Source organism: Haloplanus sp. HW8-1, from assembly GCF_023703795.1.
Taxonomy (GTDB): Archaea; Halobacteriota; Halobacteria; order Halobacteriales; family Haloferacaceae; genus Haloplanus; species Haloplanus pelagicus.
In genome coordinates, this window is the sequence record NZ_CP098518.1 from 2684340 (window position 1) to 2700614 (window position 16275).

General features: G+C 58.0%; 18 protein-coding genes. 6 read left to right on the forward strand and 12 right to left on the reverse strand.

Annotated elements, in window-relative coordinates:
• From NBT82_RS14050 to NBT82_RS14065, 4 genes are all read right to left on the reverse strand, one after another.
• The gene (locus NBT82_RS14050; protein ID WP_251328737.1) at positions 1-1698 is read right to left on the reverse strand and encodes an SWIM zinc finger family protein; all 1698 of its coding nucleotides are present in this window, start codon (positions 1696-1698) and stop codon (positions 1-3) included.
• 33 nt (positions 1699-1731) lie between these two features.
• The gene (locus NBT82_RS14055) at positions 1732-2730 is read right to left on the reverse strand and encodes a glutathione S-transferase family protein (RefSeq protein ID WP_251328738.1); all 999 of its coding nucleotides are present in this window, start codon (positions 2728-2730) and stop codon (positions 1732-1734) included.
• 153 nt (positions 2731-2883) lie between these two features.
• Positions 2884-3129, reverse strand: coding sequence for a type II toxin-antitoxin system HicA family toxin (locus tag NBT82_RS14060; RefSeq protein WP_234298156.1), 246 nt, complete (start codon positions 3127-3129; stop codon positions 2884-2886).
• On the reverse strand, positions 3130-3399 hold the full coding sequence (locus NBT82_RS14065) for a type II toxin-antitoxin system HicB family antitoxin (protein ID WP_251328739.1): 270 nt from the start codon (positions 3397-3399) through the stop codon (positions 3130-3132).
• A gap of 168 nt (positions 3400-3567) precedes the next feature.
• Between NBT82_RS14065 and NBT82_RS14070 the strand changes: the two genes are divergently transcribed.
• From NBT82_RS14070 to NBT82_RS20445, 3 genes are all read left to right on the forward strand, one after another.
• Positions 3568-4995 (forward strand): DEAD/DEAH box helicase family protein, encoded by a 1428-nt coding sequence (locus NBT82_RS14070; protein WP_251328740.1) that lies wholly within the window; start codon positions 3568-3570, stop codon positions 4993-4995.
• Positions 4982-6328, forward strand: coding sequence for a DUF790 family protein (locus NBT82_RS14075; protein ID WP_251328741.1), 1347 nt, complete (start codon positions 4982-4984; stop codon positions 6326-6328). The genes NBT82_RS14070 and NBT82_RS14075 overlap by 14 nt, the downstream gene beginning before the upstream one ends.
• 120 nt (positions 6329-6448) lie before the next feature.
• Positions 6449-6598 carry a DUF7837 family putative zinc-binding protein gene (locus NBT82_RS20445; RefSeq protein ID WP_486617147.1) on the forward strand — a complete coding sequence of 50 codons (150 nt, stop codon included), beginning with the start codon at positions 6449-6451 and terminating at the stop codon, positions 6596-6598.
• A gap of 241 nt (positions 6599-6839) precedes the next feature.
• Here NBT82_RS20445 and NBT82_RS14080 read toward each other — a convergent pair whose 3' ends face one another.
• Complete coding sequence (locus NBT82_RS14080; protein ID WP_251328742.1) at positions 6840-8510, reverse strand: hypothetical protein; 1671 nt, start codon at positions 8508-8510, stop codon at positions 6840-6842.
• A complete protein-coding gene (locus NBT82_RS20335) occupies positions 8458-8703 on the reverse strand; it encodes a hypothetical protein (RefSeq protein ID WP_425601772.1) in 246 nt (81 codons plus the stop codon). Before NBT82_RS20335 ends, NBT82_RS14080 begins: the two co-directional genes overlap by 53 nt.
• Positions 8704-8909: 206 nt before the next feature.
• Between NBT82_RS20335 and NBT82_RS14090 the strand changes: the two genes are divergently transcribed.
• Positions 8910-9071, forward strand: coding sequence for a hypothetical protein (locus tag NBT82_RS14090; protein ID WP_251328744.1), 162 nt, complete (start codon positions 8910-8912; stop codon positions 9069-9071).
• A gap of 201 nt (positions 9072-9272) precedes the next feature.
• Here the strand turns inward: NBT82_RS14090 and NBT82_RS14095 are convergent, their stop codons facing one another.
• Positions 9273-10091: an IS5 family transposase gene (locus tag NBT82_RS14095; RefSeq protein WP_251328745.1), complete on the reverse strand. Its 819-nt coding sequence runs from the start codon at positions 10089-10091 to the stop codon at positions 9273-9275.
• A 114-nt stretch (positions 10092-10205) separates the two neighbouring features.
• Here NBT82_RS14095 and NBT82_RS14100 point away from each other — a divergent pair, with 114 nt between their 5' ends.
• The gene (locus tag NBT82_RS14100; RefSeq protein ID WP_251328746.1) at positions 10206-10424 is read left to right on the forward strand and encodes a hypothetical protein; all 219 of its coding nucleotides are present in this window, start codon (positions 10206-10208) and stop codon (positions 10422-10424) included.
• Between the two features lie 67 nt (positions 10425-10491).
• Here NBT82_RS14100 and NBT82_RS14105 read toward each other — a convergent pair whose 3' ends face one another.
• Complete coding sequence (locus NBT82_RS14105) at positions 10492-10845, reverse strand: hypothetical protein (protein ID WP_251328747.1); 354 nt, start codon at positions 10843-10845, stop codon at positions 10492-10494.
• A 44-nt stretch (positions 10846-10889) separates the two neighbouring features.
• Positions 10890-11075, reverse strand: coding sequence for a hypothetical protein (locus tag NBT82_RS14110; RefSeq protein ID WP_251328748.1), 186 nt, complete (start codon positions 11073-11075; stop codon positions 10890-10892).
• Between the two features lie 142 nt (positions 11076-11217).
• Between NBT82_RS14110 and NBT82_RS14115 the strand changes: the two genes are divergently transcribed.
• A complete protein-coding gene (locus NBT82_RS14115) occupies positions 11218-11775 on the forward strand; it encodes a DUF7342 family protein (RefSeq protein ID WP_251328749.1) in 558 nt (185 codons plus the stop codon).
• Positions 11776-11863: 88 nt separating this feature from the next.
• On the opposite strand, the gene NBT82_RS14120 is transcribed toward NBT82_RS14115, so the two are convergent.
• From NBT82_RS14120 to NBT82_RS14130, 3 genes are all read right to left on the reverse strand, one after another.
• Entirely contained in the window at positions 11864-13300 is a 1437-nt protein-coding gene (locus NBT82_RS14120; protein WP_251328750.1) for a hypothetical protein, read from the reverse strand.
• Between the two features lie 160 nt (positions 13301-13460).
• A complete protein-coding gene (locus NBT82_RS14125) occupies positions 13461-14549 on the reverse strand; it encodes a DUF4268 domain-containing protein (RefSeq protein ID WP_251328751.1) in 1089 nt (362 codons plus the stop codon).
• Between the two features lie 316 nt (positions 14550-14865).
• Positions 14866-16242, reverse strand: coding sequence for a restriction endonuclease (locus NBT82_RS14130; protein ID WP_345780651.1), 1377 nt, complete (start codon positions 16240-16242; stop codon positions 14866-14868).
• Positions 16243-16275 lie beyond the last annotated feature (33 nt).

The window sequence follows — 16275 nt, forward strand, 5'->3', positions numbered from 1 at the left end:
TCAGTGTTCGAGCGCCTCCATTTCGTCGAGGAAGGCGGGCCGGTTCGAGTGTTTCTCTTTCAGGTGCGCGACGAACACCTCGAATTCGTCGTCAAAGCCCAATTCCCGCATCTCTTCGAGGTACGCCACGACCGTCTGATAGTGATCGCGGCCCGTCGTGTCCGCGAGGAACGGTTCGAGACGTTCCTCGTAGACCTCGTAGTAGGTCTCCGAATCGTAGTCCGCGACGTCATCGCGGTATTCGCTCAGAATCGCGAGGCCGTTATCACCGACTGCACGTTGCAATGCATCGTCCGGTTCCTCGCGAGCCGCCTCGATGACCGTCTCGAACGCGTCTGCCGTGCGCTCCTCGCGCAGATAGAGGTCGATCAAGCGATGCACGTTCGAGTCATCGAATCGCGCTTCGAAGTTCGCGACCATCTCCTCCCACTCGTCATCCGAGCAACGTGACCGCAGCTGCTCGTAGTACTCCCAGTCCCCCGACTGGAGGAACTGCTCCCGGAGGAGTTCCTTGTGTCGCTCCGGGTCGCGGTCGGCGTACGCGTCGATCAGAAAGCGTCGAAGCTCTCCGACATTCGAGAACGCGTCCAGTCCCTCCTCCGCGACCTCGATTGCCCGGTCACCCTCGCCTTCGGCTGCGAGTAGACGGGCATACCGCACACAGAACTCCCGGATGTCGAGGTACTGTTCCTCGTACACCTCCTGAAGTGCCTCGGTATCGCCGAGTGCGTCCAGCACGTCCGCGTGCATTTGGATGCGTCTTTCGGCCTCGTAGCGGCGCGTATCGAACGATCCGATCCCGTCGTCGGGCTCGCTCGGCTCGGGAATATCGGTCGGGAGATCGTCTTCGAGGAGGTCGCGCCAGTATTGTAGATCCGCGTCGTCGGTGCAAAGATCACAGAGTGCGTCCTCATACTGGCCCGAGAACGTTCCGACAGCCGAATCGTCGCTTTCCCACCGTTCGAAGAGGTAGTCAATATACTCTCGTTTCTCTTCGTGGTCGAGGTCGGCCTCACGGATACACTCGACGAACGCGTCGAGTTCCGTCTCGAAGTCTTCGCCGTAGTAGTCCTGTACCATGTCCATATTCTCGATCCGAACCTCGGTCATCGCCCGGTAGATGGTGGCCGCCTCCAGCGGATTGCCCTGCTCACGGTGGGTCTCCGCGAGGTCGTGAAACTCCGAGAAGTCGGGGCCCTCGTACTGGTATGTGTAGGGGCCGCGGTACTGCTGGCTCATCTCCTTCTTGTAATCGTAGAGGCTCTGCGTGTCCTGCTCCTCGAAGCGTGTCAGCAGTCGCCGGCGCAGATCGGCATCGCGCTCGGACTCGTCAAGCAGGAATTCCCGAAGTTCCTCGGGATGCGCGTCCGAGAGGACGCGTTCGACGGCTTCGCGTTCGTCTTCGAGTTCGACGTCGCCTTCGGCGAGTTCCAGCAGTACCGCGATGATGTGCTTGCAGTACCCGCCCCAGTCGTACGGACACGTGCAGGTGGCGTCGACGGTTTCGGGCTCGACAGCGCCATCCACGAACTGGATCTCGACCTCGTAGGGTTCGGGTTGGGAGCCCTGCACGGCGGCGCTTACGGTCTCGTCGAAGCGGTCGATGCGCTCTATGCGCTCCTCGTCGCGGTAGTTGCGGGCGCGATCAAACACCTCGCTCGTGCCGAGATCGCGGATCTGTTCGGTGGAGAGATTCATCTTCGATGATGGCGCTGGTACCGTTTCCACGTCCTATGTCTGTACTGCTGGCTCTTCACTCGACAGCTGGTCGCGGTCGTGTGGTGCGTCGAAGTCGATATCCGGGCCGATGGGCGTGATTTCGCCCTGATAGTACCCCTGACCCTTGATGTGCTCCATTCGCACCGTCTCTGCGAATCCGGGCGTCTGGTAGAGGTCGCGCAGGTACGGCCAGAGATTCTCGTACTGGTGGAGGTACTGCCGGTCGCAGTTGAAGGCTGTGTGGTAGCAGTGGTCGAAGCGGATGAGCGTCGGGAACAGCCGCACGTCTGCGAGAGTCAGCCGGTCGCCCGCAAGGTACCGCTGGTCGGCCAGCACCTCGTCCCAGTGGTCGAGCGCGTCGAAGACATCGGTGACGGCCTCGTCGTAGGCTTCCTGCGACTCCGCGAAGCCGGCGCGGTAGACACCGTTGTTGATGGGGTCGTAGATCGCGTCAATGATGCGGTCGATCTCTTCGCGGTAGCCCTCGGGATACAGGTCAATCCCGTCGTTACCGACATCGTCGAACGCGGTGGCGAACATCCGCATGATCTCGATCGACTCGTTGTTGACGATGGTGTCATCCTGCGTGTCCCACAGCACGGGCACGGTCACGCGTCCCGTGTACTCGGGGTCGGCCGCGACGTACACCTCACGGAGGTAGTCGGCGCCGTTGACGGTGTCGGGCGTACAGCCGTCCTTTTCTGGCGTGAACTCCCAACCCTCGTCCTTGCGGACGGGGTCGACGATATCCATCGAGATTGCGTCGGTGAGTCCAGCCAACTGGCGCGTGAGCGCGGCCCCGTGTGCCCACGGACAGTTCCGCGCGACGTAGAGGTGGTAGCGGCCGGCCTCGGGTTCCGGCCCGTCCGTGACGACATCTTCTGCGTTTCGGTGCGTACTGCGAATCCAGTCGCGGAACGAGGTTTCGGCCCGGTCGAACGCGCCGTCCTCGTCGGTGTACGGTTCGAGGTCTGTCTTCCACTCGCCGTCGACGAGCATATTCCGGCCCATACGCGTCGATTCGTGCTCGAGACCTACAATTGTGCGGACGTGATGAGTTCCGTCACGGCGACGCGTGAGACAACACGGTATTCGGGACTCTGGTGCCCGGATATCACATAGCAGTTCACACAGGCGTTGACTTCAGGGTTATTCGAACCAAGCTCAGGCGTGGTCGTCGATCCACTCACACCACGCTTCGAAGTCGTCTGCACCACACTGGTCTGCAATTGACCGCAGTGTTCCAATTCGTACTTCCTTGTGTTGAGGGACGTCGACATTCCGAACTTCACCGGTCTCGGGATGTTCGTATCGGAGTCGGACGTGACTTCCCTCGCGGGAGACGGGAACGTATCCAAAACTTCGGAGGACTTTCGCTATCTCTCGTCCGGAAAACGTTTTCCGAACCATTCACTGCAAAAATTCTGGCAGTTCGTCGTGCTCGTCGAGGTCGTCAGGATCGATGTTCATCTCTGTCCGGAGGAAGTCGTCCGGATCGTCGATAGACTCCCCACCCCCGTCTTCGAGTCGGAGGACTTCGGCCAGTTGTGCGAGGGCGTCGGCACGAGTGTCTCCACCCCTCGCGAGACCGGTCTCGATATCATGAGCGGTCACGCTCCCGTCATCTTCACGGATGAATTCCACCCCATCCCGCTTCTTGTCGCGTGACGTGCTCGCCATATCTGTTTAGTGGCGAATCACGCTGATAAGCTTTCGGTGATTGCCGCCACTCAGTGCCTCCTCTGTACTAACCAAGGAAGCAGAGAACTGGTGTTTTGAACCGTTGAATAACACCCTTATCTCCGGTACTGATAACCCCCTCAGACGCAAAGTCTCACTCCACCCGAAATGCGTATCGAGTTCGACGATGGGACGCTCTTGCTCCGGGACGCCCCCGATGGTGTGCCTCACGCGGAGTGGGACGACCGCGTTGACGAATATCGTGCTCAGGCTCGGCATTATCGGTCGATCTGCGACTGGGCCGGTGAGTGGGACGATGGGACGGCCGAGAATGGGCAATTAGAACTCCACCAGAGTGCGGGACAAGACGTCGATCTCACGGACGACGCGCGGGTTTATCCCGACATCGCGCTCACGCCAGCCGTCCAGATCGAATCCCGGGACTATCAACAAGCGGCTCTCGACGCGTGGCGCGACCACGGCCGTCGAGGTAGCGTCGTGCTCCCGACCGGAAGCGGGAAGACGTTTCTCGGCATTCAAGCCATCGCCGACGCTGGCGTTGCGACGCTGGTCGTCGTCCCGACGATCGATCTGATGAACCAGTGGCACGCCACCCTTACCAACGCCTTCGGCGACCAACTCTCACAAGACATCGGTGTCCTCGGTGGCGGCTCCCACGAGGTGACGCCTATCACGGTCACCACCTACGACAGCGCCTATCGCTACATCGACGAGTACGGCGATCGGTTCGGCCTGCTCGTCGTGGACGAGGTGCATCACCTGCCAGCCCCCACCTACCAGCAGATTCCCGAAATGACGATCGCACCGTACCGGCTGGGGCTGACCGCCACCTACGAGCGGGCCGACGACAAGCACGAGGTGCTCGAAGACCTGATCGGCCCGGTCGTCTACGAGGAGCAGGTGGACAATCTCGCCGGCGAGTACCTCAGCGAGTACGAGACCATTCACCTCTCGGTCGACCTCACGTCCGAGGAGCGCGAGCGATACGACGAGGAGTACCAGATCTACCGCGACTACGTCGACAGCCACGACTTCGACCTCTGGAAGGAAACGGGCTATCAGGAGTTTCTCCAGCGAACCTCCTACGACCCGCAGGGACGACGGGCGCTGATCGCCAAGCAGCGTGCCGAGAAGATCGCCCGCACGGCCGAGAAGAAACTGGACACGCTGGACAACCTCATCAAGCGCCATCACGACGACCGCGTCATCATCTTCACCGCCAACAACGAGTTCGCCTACGACATCTCCAAGGAGTTCATCGTCCCCTGCATCACCCACCAGACCAAGACCGACGAGCGCACCGAGATACTCGAGCGGTTCAAGACCGGCGAGTACTCGATGCTGGCGACGTCGCAGGTGCTGGACGAGGGTATTGACGTGCCGGCCGCAAACGTGGGCATCATCCTCTCGGGAAGTGCCTCCAAGCGGCAGTACGCCCAGCGGCTCGGGCGGATTCTTCGCCCGACAGAGGATCGCGAACCCGCCCGCCTGTACGAGATCATCGCCGCCGACACCAAGGAGAACTACGTCTCCCAACAGCGACGACAGGGGGTGACCGGCAGTGCTGACAGCTGATCTCGCCCGCTCGCGCACCACCGACGACGAGGTGCAACCCCTGTTCATCGATCCCCACGAGAAGCGATACCGGCAGACAGCCCGCGAGCTGATCGACCTGTTCGATGCACATCTGGGCGAGCCGAAGGGCGACCTCGAGGACGAAATCGACGAGTTGACCGTCGCCGACACAGACTACAAGATCATCCAAGGCTTGGCGAAGCTATTGCGAGACGAGTCCGAGTTCGAGACCGTGACGCCTGTCGAACCGCGAGAGATTCGCCAGCGACTCTTCGAGAAAGCCAACGAGCGGTATCCGATCGTCCGCCAGCCCACGCTCGGCGAGGACACGCAGAAGCTGGAGGTGTACACCGCCGTGGCCGACGAGTTGGGCATTTCGCTAGAAGAGTGCTACACGGGGATGTACGCGGACTTGGAGCGCAACAAGCGCCTCGTTCGGTTCGGGAATCGCATCCACGAGGATCACGCCGCCGACGAGAGCGGCGCGTCAACCACCCAGCTCACGGGCCAGTCCGACGACCGCTACCGAGAGGACGACATCACGGTCGAGTGGTTGCTTGCCCGCTACAATCTCGCGCTCGCGCAGGCCGTGCTGTACGACGCCACGGAGATGCGCATCCGCGTGTGGGATCACTTCGGAACGGTCTTCAGCTACGTGAAGCTGTTCGGGCTGATGCATCGCATCTATCCCATCGACGCAGAGGGCGAGCGCGTAGCGGGAACGGATCGGGCCGACGGCTACGAGGCGGTGTTGGATGGCCCAGCGTCGCTGTTCTCCCAGACCCGCAAGTACGGCATTCGACTGGCGAACTTCCTGCCGGCACTCCCGCTGTGCGACCGATGGGAGATGGAGGCGGCAATTGCAGACGATGACGCAGTGAGTCGGACGCGGACACTCGCACTCGATCACACGGATTCACTGTCATCGCACTACAGCTCCGGCGACGAGTTCGACAGCGATGTCGAGCGGACGCTCGCCGACAAGTGGGAGCGGGCGAACACCGAGTGGGAGCTGGTTCGCGAGGATGACGTGCTGGATCTCGGTGAGGAGGTGATGCTGCCGGACTTCGCGGTCGAACATCCCGACGGTCGCCGGGCTCTACTCGAAATCGTGGGCTTTTGGACGCCCGAGTATCTCGACGAGAAGCTATCGAAGATCCGCGACGCAGACATCGACAATCTGGTGGTGGCCGTCTCGGAGCGATTGGATTGCGCCGAGGAGGACTTCGGCGACACCGCCGACCGCGTGCTGTGGTTCAAATCCGGGATTCACGTCTACGATGTCGTGGAGTTGGCTGAGGAACACGCTGTCGAAATCTCGGCGGCTCAGTGATCTCGGCCACATCTATCACTTTCACCGTGCTTCCCTGAGTGATTTAAATATGGAGTCTCAATATCCACATGGAACTTGGAACTTTGTCACACGCTCCAAGTTTCCCTTTCCCAATTCCCCATGTCGAACACAGCGTCGGAACTTGGCACGTGTCCGTTCTGCGGGTCGGCCATCCCAGCGGAAGCTGTGCTCATCGAGTACGAGACTGAGGACAAGACACAGGTCTTCGCGGAATGCTACGAGTGTGAGGAACCGGTTCGGCCACAGTAATACGAACAGCGGGCTCTGTTGAAACCCTCCACAACTGATAGGAGCGGCGTGCTGAATAGAAAAGGTCAGTGCAGAGCGACGTTGCTGTTTCTTTCAAAAATCGCTGGCAAATCTACTGTCGGTATGCGTGCGTACGTACCAGCTGGGGCTGCTATTGATATCTTGAGTGGAAAGTCGTACTAACTGAATACAAAAGTTCAGAAGCCGTACCGAGTGCGTTAATCGAGCTAATCTCTACGCTTCAGGATTTAGGCGTATACATTTCCAGCTCTCCATCCAACATCTGGATAAACTCTACGTCGGTCAAGAACTCTACACTCTGTTTCTCGATGTAAGATGGAACGACATTTGACACCACAAACATCCTCACGTCGAGGTCAGTCCATTCCTCCACAAATTGCTGTTCCACTCGATCTTCACAGTCCCGGTCAAGGTGAGATAAGAATGGGTCTCCCGGCTTTTCATTCAGCCACGTCTCCACCTTCTCAGGGAAGGGTTCCCCCGACTCGGCATCGTAATGCTCGGTATCTTCTTTGTAGACCTTAGAATCAAACTTCTGGTTGAGACGGATTACTCCGCTCGCTGTACGCATATGCGTTTCTGGAAGGAGGAATTTACACTCGATAAACCAGAGTTCTTCATCCGATTGGTTAACCACGATGAGGTCAATCTCACGCTGGTCTGATTTTGTGAACCACGAGCTGTAATAGCACTCGTAGCCATCGTTCTTCAGAAACTCATATAGATTATACTCAAATTGTTTTCCGCGACTTTTACATTCATCATCAAGCAGGTCTTGACCACTCTTTGAATCCCCATTCTCCAGCAGAGGGAATAATTGGAACCGGATGAGCTGGTTGTAGTATCTTGGATAGAGGATAACGGGTTCGTCCTTCGTAACGGGAGGTCTTCCAGCATCCTGTGTAATGACGTGTTCACGAATAATTTTGAAAAGGAAGGGGTGAGCATCTACATTATTCTCGCTCACAAGGAGGCTTTCTCCGACCGCCTCCCAGTCATCGCCAAAGACGTTCACTCCACATTGGTTGACTCCTTCTTCAGCGGCAACCGGGAGAGTCCCTGTCTCATCGATGTGCTCTATCCCTTCCTCGGTGAACTGAGAATCAATACAGTCTAGAAATCCTTTTAGATCGAATGCATCTACGCTGTTAGGTAGCGATTTGTGGTAGATTTCATTGAGCGTCTTGTCCGTGGAGAGCATGAAGGCCATCGTCACGATAATTTCGAAAAACGTGCTTGTGAACTCCTGTAACGAATCTATATCATCAACATCTGTCTTCTCGAAATTCCGAGCTTCTTCATGTGCCCGGTAGAAGAACTCGATACCCTCCTTACTTCCACCGGCAAGACTGTCCAAGCATCGGAGGAAGCAGTATCTATATTCCGACTCAAAGAATATGTGTTCACCAACGAATGGTTTGGGGTTGTGAGGCTCTACTGGCGGTTTGACAGCATAAACAAACCCGTCCTCAACCTGATCTAATTTCCTATAAACCTTATCGATGAGGTCGTAGATGAGTCCTATTTTTTCGGGTAGGCCGTCTTCCTGATACTCGAACTGCTTGTCCCCGAAATCGTCGCGTTCATAGACCAATTTTAGAAGATAACTCGTATAGGCGAACTTCCGCACAGGCAGTTCAGAGTCAAATCGCTCATAGAACGAGTGAGAGATTCGGTTTAGCTCGTCAATCAGGAGGAGTATCAAGTGGTTCTTATCATACTCAGCCAACATTTTCATCGCCCGATCTTCGCTAACAATCTGACGGGTCTGGTCTATTTGTTCCTTAACGCTCTCAGGGTCAACTACACCTAAATCCAGACAGTTCGGACAATAGAGGCTATTGAATTTGTGACCAACCAGCAGGGGAGTATCGCACGTCGAACAAGGCATTGGGACAAACTTGTGCCTCACTCCTCATAATGTCTCGTTTGCCACACTTGACGAGACCCCGCGCCACATGAAGCGCCTGCTCCGTGTCGTCGGTGAGGCCATCGGGTGGAACGTACCCGTCGACGAACTCTGTGAGCGTGCCGTGTTTTGTAGCGATGCGATCGTCCGACCAGCCCTCGGCCGTTTCGTCCAGCGCGTCGCCACACGCCCGCCCGAGCAACACGCCTTCGCCACCCTCGTGAGTGACCATACGGGATCTTGTGCCGGCGCCACCTTCGTTTTGCCGACGAGACCGCGCGATCTGCTGGACTACGGGGAACTGCTTCAGAACAGCCAGATCATTTGGAACTTCTGGTGAACGGGCCGGCATTTATCCGAAGCCAGTGACGTCGGCGCCATATGCGAGGGCCCCAGTTTGACTCCAGCGAGGATGGCAAAGACGCGCTGGCCACAGTTCATGGAATCAATACTGCGTTGATCGACAAACTGTTCGATAAAATCGACGAGGTCGCTCCAAAGCTCCTCGAAGAGTACGATGTTGAAGACAAGGTGCCTCGTTGAATCGAAAGACTGCGTCGGGGTAGGGTTAATCAATCACAGTTTTACGGTGTCACAGACGGGTTTCGAACTCAGAATATGCAGTAGCCGCTTCTCCCGGCATTGCTGAAGAGTCAGAACTATGGTATTTAGCGTTCTTGTTTCGATGACGACGGCGACGCCTCTCCCGGATACGCCCGGAGAAGGGGGAGCAGGCGGCGAGCCCTAACTCGCCGCCTGCGTTAGATTATGCACGATACACTTCCGTGTCAGCTCCCGGAACTGGCCATGCCAGCTCCGGGAGCGGAGCTTCTCGCCGTCGTCTTCCTTCAACTGCGAGAAGCCCGTTTCACTCATCCAGCGCTGGTTGTAGTCATTAGCGTCCATTCGGGCGTTGTGAGCCTTCTGCAACGGTGTCTGTTCCCTGTGCTTGATCAACGGGCGCGTTGACTCGGAGCGACACTCTTCACGGAGTTCTCCCCACGAGTAGTTCGCGTCAGCAGACAACACACGCAGGTCTTCCGCGTTCCGGCGGAAGACCTGCATCCCAATATGCCCGTCCCACGCCTTCTGCGTCGTGAAATGAACGTCCTTGATCGCTAAGGAGTTCACATCGATCAAGATCGTCGTCTTCATCGACTGGAACGAGAAATCAGCGCGGTCGCGGTAGTGGTAGCTGGTTTGATCGCGCTGGAAGCCACTTGCATCAATTGCGGCTTCACCACTCCAGCCCGCCTGCTCCGCCGACGCGCGGAGCAGGCGGCGGAGTTCACGCATTCGGTACTCATCTTCCCACCGACAGAGCGAACTGTAGTGCGGAGCCTCGTCAAGATTGAACACGGCGAGAATACCAGGCATCTCGTTAAGGTAGTCTTCAGTTTTGCGGAGGCTCTTCTCCAGTTCGACACGGTACAGAATTAACGCGATCTGGACCCACTCAGCGTACCCGTCCGCGCCATCCGGCGCGGCGGGTACGTCCGGATCGCTAACGTGCTGTTTGGCAAGGTTTCGACACATCCAGGCAAGCCGTCTGAGCGATGCCATATCGCCAGACGGCGTCCATTTCCCGGTTAATCTGGCGGAATATCACCGTGAGAACGTCTGAGGATACCCTTAGTCGGCGGCAAAACAAGGCAAGACAAGGTCGACATCGATGTTGTGAGGGAGTACCTGAAGATCGCGGTCTGCGAGGACATCGCGTGGATGACGGATCAGGGAGTGTGGGATGGAGACGAGGACGTGGAGCGGATCGTCACCGAGATGGACGAGTACGCAGAGGCGAACACGAAAATGATGGTGGGTCGGGTCGCCTCCAGTCACCGAGATATGATGCGACTCAGCGGTGCTATTATGCAGGAGACATTCAGCAGCGAGTAGGTCACAGTCACTCGAGCATATTTCCCGACTTGTCGGTCGACTGGGTGACAGCGCATTCCCGGCCAGACTACCAGATCTGGCCCCGATCGTCCAGCTTCTCGGTCAGCTCCTCGACCTCCTCGAAGTAGACGTGATACCGGTTCCGCCTGACTCCCTCGCCAGAGACCTCAACTTCACCCTCCGAGAGGCGTTCTCGGACAACGCTTTGCGCTTGCTCGATGTCGGTGTCGGCGGCAGCGGCGATCCACTCCATCCCCCGCCACCGTGGGTACTCGTTCGTGAGAACGTGATCGACCCGCTCTTCCGGGGTCATATCGGCGGGATAGTCGGGCTCCAGCTCGTCGGGATCGGCAGGTGGCTCGAATGCCTCCTTGGCATCGTCGAGTGCATCTCGGATGGAGTCGGGGAGGTCATCGGTCATGACTCCGGATCCTCCGTGTGGTAACTTAGTTGCCGGCGTCGGATTCACTCCAACTCGAAATCCGCTTCAAATGACTGCTTAAATTCATCCTCGTCCATTGTCTGCTCGCGCTGTGCGATAGCGACCGAGATCGATCGTTCTATTCCATCTATATGCGAATGCATTTCACGGACTTCGTCGGCCTCGATCTCGCCCTCACGCAACTTATCCAGAGCCTCAATCACGTCCATATTCGGATATTACATCCCAAAGGAGAAAAGAGCCGGCTACAGCGAAAGCGTGAACCACTGGCGTTCTGTATGGATACCGCGGCTGACAGGGGACAAGTATGCTGCTCCCAAAACAAATTAATCCGTGTCCACGAGACGACGTATGGCTGACGACCGTCCCACCAACGTGAACAAGCGTGTTACCAAGGAGTGGACGACGGACACCAGCCCCGGCGAGCGCGTTCGCACCGTGATGAAACGGACGTACGACTCCCAGTCGGTCGCCACCATCGCCGAACGGGCGCTAATCTCGGAGACGACTGCACGCAAGCATCTGGATATCCTCGCCGAAGAGGGCTTCGTCAAGACAGCCTCCCCGCCGGATGAGAACGGGACGTGGTACAAACGTGCTCCCCGCTCGGTTGTCCTCGAACGCGCGGGGCAGATCCTCGATTCGGTCGATGTTGAGACGCTTTCGGCTCGCGTCACGGAGCTTCGCGAGACTGTCCGGGAATTTGAGGAGCAGACCGGCGCAGAATCCCCACGCGCCGCGGCCATCGATGACACAGAACTGGATGCGGCGGCGATAGCGGAGTGGCAGACGACGCATCGGAACCTGAAGCTTGCGCGGGCTGCACTCGCGCTCGCGGATGCAACCGAGGCCGTCGAGGCCTACACCGACTCAGGCGACCACGGTGGGCCATCAGCTCTCAATGGTTGATACTGTCTGCGCACCCGGGGAGATCCCGTAGTCAAGGAGGTCGTGAGGTCTCGTCGGAGCAACTGGTAGCAGTTTATACGGTCTAGCTCTAGCCGGAAGGGAGGCGACCCTCGCCGTGCAGGTATTTGAGGCCGGTCTCCGTGAGTTCTAGTTCGTCGTCAGAGACTGCGAGGGCTTGTTGATCTTGCAAGGCGTCGCAGCGGTCTGCCACGTAGTCTTCTTGGTAGTCAAGGTGATCGGCAACGGACGAGATGGTCTGTGCGTCTCCCTCGGAGATTGCCTGTAGGATGTAGTAGTCGCCGAGGTTCTCGGCCGACCGGATGTTCTCGACGGTGTGCAGGGTCTGGAAGAGGAGCCAGATGAGTTTTGCCGAGAGGATTTCGTCGTCGGCGTAGTCAGTGCGTTCCCCGTGCAGGATGTCAGTGCGATTGGGCCAGAAGTGGCTCTGGTAATAATCCCGGAACGCGTCGTCGATCTCGGAGATGTGTTTTGGACTTCCCTCCCCCTTGCCGACGACCTTGACGCCGTACACATCTTCGTCGTGCCGCCAGATCCCAATATCGAGTGCAGCGTCGATGATTACGCCTTCGAGTTGGCTTAGGATTACGGGGATGCTGAGAGCGTACCGACCTTCGGCGTGGGCGTCAAGGGCTTGGTTGATGATCTCCTGTCGTTCTTCGTACTCGTCGAACGAGCGGAAGTACTCCTTGAAGCCCTCGATGTCCTCCTCTTCGCTGAGTTGGGCGGCGAGGAGTTCGGCTGCAGCTTCGTTTCCCTCCTCGCGATACTCGCGGTAGAGCTGCATAAAGGCGGCGTGCTTGACGTTGGAAAGCCACTTGAACTCGAAGTCGGATTCCTCGATTTCCCGGTACTGCTCGGCGAGTTCGGAGATCGGTTCTAACGCGTCACGGAGGAGAGAGTCGAAGTAGCTGCTGAGGTCGAACGATGCGGCGAGTTGGGTGGCCACGCGCTGGTGGTACGACGTTGTGATGGTCTCCAGTGCCTCGGTGAGGGCTGTGAACTGTGGGGTTGGAAACTCAATGTCGAGGTCGATAGAGGGTGATGGAGGTTCGTCCGGCAAGTCGTCAGTGAACGTCACGCTGTCAATATCCATCTCGTCCGCGTGTACGCCGACGTACTCTCGGAGGTACTCCTCGGCCTCCTCGACGGAGTCGATTCTCGTCTCAGGTTGGAGTTCCTCAACGGATTCCTCCGTGCTGTAGTAGCTACCGCCGATATTGAGGCCGTACCCTGTGACGCTCCCAGATGGGTCGGTGAATATCTTGATGTAGATGGCGACGAGCCATTCTGCCCGCTCTTCATCGACATCCAGTCCGTCGGTGACGCGGTTAACAGCGTCCTGCCAGTTGTCCGCCGAGCGGACGTAATCTCCCGCTTCGCGGATTTGTTCGCAATCGTCGAGTGTGGCCTTTTCCACCTTCTCCCGCCAGTTCTCTTCTATTTGTTCTACCAGTTCTTCAGCTGATGCGACCTCCTCCTCGTCCGGGTCGCTGTCCTCTGTCATTGATAACTCGGTTGTCAGGCGTCCTGCTTAGGCCTCATCATCCCGATCTATCCGCCCGTGAATGATTCGTCAATTTAGCCACAGCATTCCAGCAGTCATTCCCACGACAACTCACATACCCTTCCAACACAACTGAGGCAGACATCTCCTCTCGACGCACTTATCGCAGTTCCTCGTCCAAGACAGGCGTCAACTGTTCGTGGAATTCCGCCAGCCTATCCACGGCCCACTCTTTGAGTTCCTCGTCCTCTAGGGCGTCATCCAGTCGGCCCACCTCACGTTTGACATAGAGCCGCGTGTACCCGCTGCTCCCGTACTCCTCGGAGTGGATCTCCTCAGGGATGTCCAGCGGTCGGTCTTCTATCGCCGCCAGCATCGTCTCCAGCATCTCCTCATTCCGCGCAGAATCATCGAATTGGAAGTTCATCACGACGTGGAACTCCTTGTCGCCGGGATCGCCTTTGAAGTGCCACACGAACTCGACGTCCGAGTGTCCAGCCGGGATCGTGAGCCAGCTATCGCTGCTGGCACTCCTGCTCGTGACGTCGGGAAGTTCCTCCTTGAAGCGTTCGAGTACCTCGCCGAAGAACCGCCGGTACTTCTTCTGCTTCGGCGACGCCTCCCGTTCCTTGATCTCCTGCGTCTCGTCGGCGCCGATGATTGTTGGGACGAACATCTCGGCGTCGTCCCGCTCGTAGTAGTCGAACTCGACGCAGTTGATCTTCAAGTCGTGGGGGTCCCGCAGCCAGCGCGTCATCCGACGGACGTCGTCGGTGATCGTGTACGCGACCAACATCAGCTGGGGCGACTCCAGTCCCTCGGCGAACTCCCGCTCGAAGTCGTCGATGTCGAACTCCGTATCCTCCTCGTGGTCAAAGGCCTCGTAGAGTTCCTCCAGCGACTCGTAGGTGGTGAGGTCGAAGAACTCATCCTGATCCAACCGGGCCAGTGATGACGCGTAGTCGAAGAGTTGCGTCACGGCCGAGCGCGGCGAGCGGTCGCGCTTGAACTCGATCGTCGTGAGCGTTCCCCGCTTGTCGCACACGAGCAAATCGGGCTCTTTTCCGGTCGGCAGCTGGAGTTTACTTCCGAGAACGACGTTCTCACGGGTCGTCAGCGTTCCCATCACCAACCGCGGGTCGCTGTGGATCACCTCGTGGAGGTCGTCCTCTAGATGCTCCTCGCTGTACTCTACCTCCTCAAGATATTCAATTTCGCCGTCCTCGCGACGAAAGCCGATAAGTGACATTACCGACAACTGTGAGCGGCCGCTCAAAGACTCTTCCCTGACAATTAGACGAGTTGGAACGGGAGATACAGAGTGAAGTTTGATCGGTAAGGAGAAATCATCGAGAGAGGGTCGAATGTCCCTATGCGCACGCAATCCGTTGTCACGACAATACTGGCATCGATTAAGGTAATTCGAAATAAGGTATTTTGAAATACCGTATTTTGAACTACCTTATCTTACCGAGGCACTCCCCAAAGGGGTCAGCTCACAGAGCGATTCGACGGCAAACGACGCACTTGAAGGGGCTCGATTTGAGATGGGGATTCTCCCGCAGTCAGATGATGCCTGCACTGACGAGACCGAATATGAGCGCAAGAAGTAGCGACACCAGTACACCGGCGACCAACGGAGGATTTTCGCGTGCCTTCTCGTGAAGCGACATTTCCTCGTACTCGGCACGGAATGTCTCCAGATTCTCCTCGTCGTAGAAGTACTTCGTCTTGAACGCGAATCGCTCGGTGACGGCACAGCCTGTGCAAACGGGCGCCTGTTCCAGCCGCTCCGTCTTGGTGTGGTCGGGACAGCTGATGCTCCCGCAGTTGGTACAGAACGTGTAGTCGGTATCCTGTCCAGCGGTCTCGCAGTGGACACACCGATGGATGCCATCCTCAACTGTCACGCGTGACGGCCCGGCGGCGTAGTACTCGTAGGGGTACTCGTACTGCTGGAGACGTGTTGTCTGGCGGATCTCCGGGAGATAGATCGGGGTGATCGACTGCACTGAGATGTCCGACTGATTCGGCTCGCACGTCTTGGTGTAGGTGACGTTGTTGTCTCCGGTGTAGGAGACCGTCGTGGTGTGACGCTCCCGCAGTCGGTCGACAGCCCAGTCCTTGTACTCTGTCTCAGTCTGGCCGAACCGGTGAACGTCGAAGGCATCGAACACATCGGCGAATTCCTCTTCGTCCAACTCGGTCGTCTGGCGTCTGTTCTCCTCAATGAGCCTACGAACCGCCCCTTCCATTATGTCGGGCCGTCCCCGCCGAGCGTGGACGACGAACCGATCGGTCTCGTCGATGCGGTGGATGACGCCGACCGACGTTTCGAACACGGCGTCAACGTCCGCCGTGATCAGGACGACCGGCTGGAACTCGGCCCGTGCTTGGGGCGTCGGTATCCCACCCGCGTCGATGTTGTCGATGTCTCGGAAGGCCTCGCGCACGGGAGCATCGACACCGCTAGTGGGATCGAACGGGCGCAGAGTCTCGTCACAGATGATCTCGATGCGGCCGTTGTAGAGATCAAGGCCGATCTCGTCGGCGATCTCTCGCAGGTCGGTGCCGTCGATGAGTTCGATGGGATGGGGATCGCCGGCCTCGCGGAGGTCGTCAGCGTACTCTTTTGCCGGCGAGGTGAGCCGGCCTGTCGTCACGACCATGCCGCGCTTGGGGCCGTCGAAGTCGAACGTCGATACCGCCGAGTGGAGTTTCTGCACCACGGGTCGGCCAACCGAACCGGTGTGCTTGCACTCGACGACGATTGCGCGACGCGTTCCGTCGACGGCCTCTTCCATAAGGATATCCCGTCCCTTGTCGGCTGTACGCTCGGCCTGTCGAACGTTCTCGTAGCCGAGATTGCGGAAAACATCCTCCATCAGATCCTCGAACTCGAAGCCGGAGAGGTCGTCTAATAGTTCCGCGTCGCTCATCATTTGCAATCGTAGTACGTATTAGGTATATGGATT

Bases quoted from the DNA above. Each gene is read 5' to 3' on its own strand.
- NBT82_RS14115 (WP_251328749.1), top strand. From the start codon at position 11,218: ATGGCTGACGACCGTCCCACCAACGTGAACAAGCGTGTTACCAAGGAG.
- NBT82_RS14095 (WP_251328745.1), bottom strand. From the start codon at position 10,091: ATGGCATCGCTCAGACGGCTTGCCTGGATGTGTCGAAACCTTGCCAAA.
- NBT82_RS14090 (WP_251328744.1), top strand. From the start codon at position 8,910: ATGCGAGGGCCCCAGTTTGACTCCAGCGAGGATGGCAAAGACGCGCTG.
- NBT82_RS14105 (WP_251328747.1), bottom strand. From the start codon at position 10,845: ATGACCGATGACCTCCCCGACTCCATCCGAGATGCACTCGACGATGCC.
- NBT82_RS14065 (WP_251328739.1), bottom strand. From the start codon at position 3,399: ATGGCGAGCACGTCACGCGACAAGAAGCGGGATGGGGTGGAATTCATC.
- NBT82_RS14125 (WP_251328751.1), bottom strand. From the start codon at position 14,549: ATGTCACTTATCGGCTTTCGTCGCGAGGACGGCGAAATTGAATATCTT.
- NBT82_RS14080 (WP_251328742.1), bottom strand. From the start codon at position 8,510: ATGCCTTGTTCGACGTGCGATACTCCCCTGCTGGTTGGTCACAAATTC.
- NBT82_RS14050 (WP_251328737.1), bottom strand. From the start codon at position 1,698: ATGAATCTCTCCACCGAACAGATCCGCGATCTCGGCACGAGCGAGGTG.
- NBT82_RS14120 (WP_251328750.1), bottom strand. From the start codon at position 13,300: ATGACAGAGGACAGCGACCCGGACGAGGAGGAGGTCGCATCAGCTGAA.
- NBT82_RS14130 (WP_345780651.1), bottom strand. From the start codon at position 16,242: ATGATGAGCGACGCGGAACTATTAGACGACCTCTCCGGCTTCGAGTTC.
- NBT82_RS14055 (WP_251328738.1), bottom strand. From the start codon at position 2,730: ATGGGCCGGAATATGCTCGTCGACGGCGAGTGGAAGACAGACCTCGAA.
- NBT82_RS20445 (WP_486617147.1), top strand. From the start codon at position 6,449: ATGTCGAACACAGCGTCGGAACTTGGCACGTGTCCGTTCTGCGGGTCG.
- NBT82_RS14110 (WP_251328748.1), bottom strand. From the start codon at position 11,075: ATGGACGTGATTGAGGCTCTGGATAAGTTGCGTGAGGGCGAGATCGAG.
- NBT82_RS14070 (WP_251328740.1), top strand. From the start codon at position 3,568: ATGCGTATCGAGTTCGACGATGGGACGCTCTTGCTCCGGGACGCCCCC.
- NBT82_RS14060 (WP_234298156.1), bottom strand. From the start codon at position 3,129: ATGGTTCGGAAAACGTTTTCCGGACGAGAGATAGCGAAAGTCCTCCGA.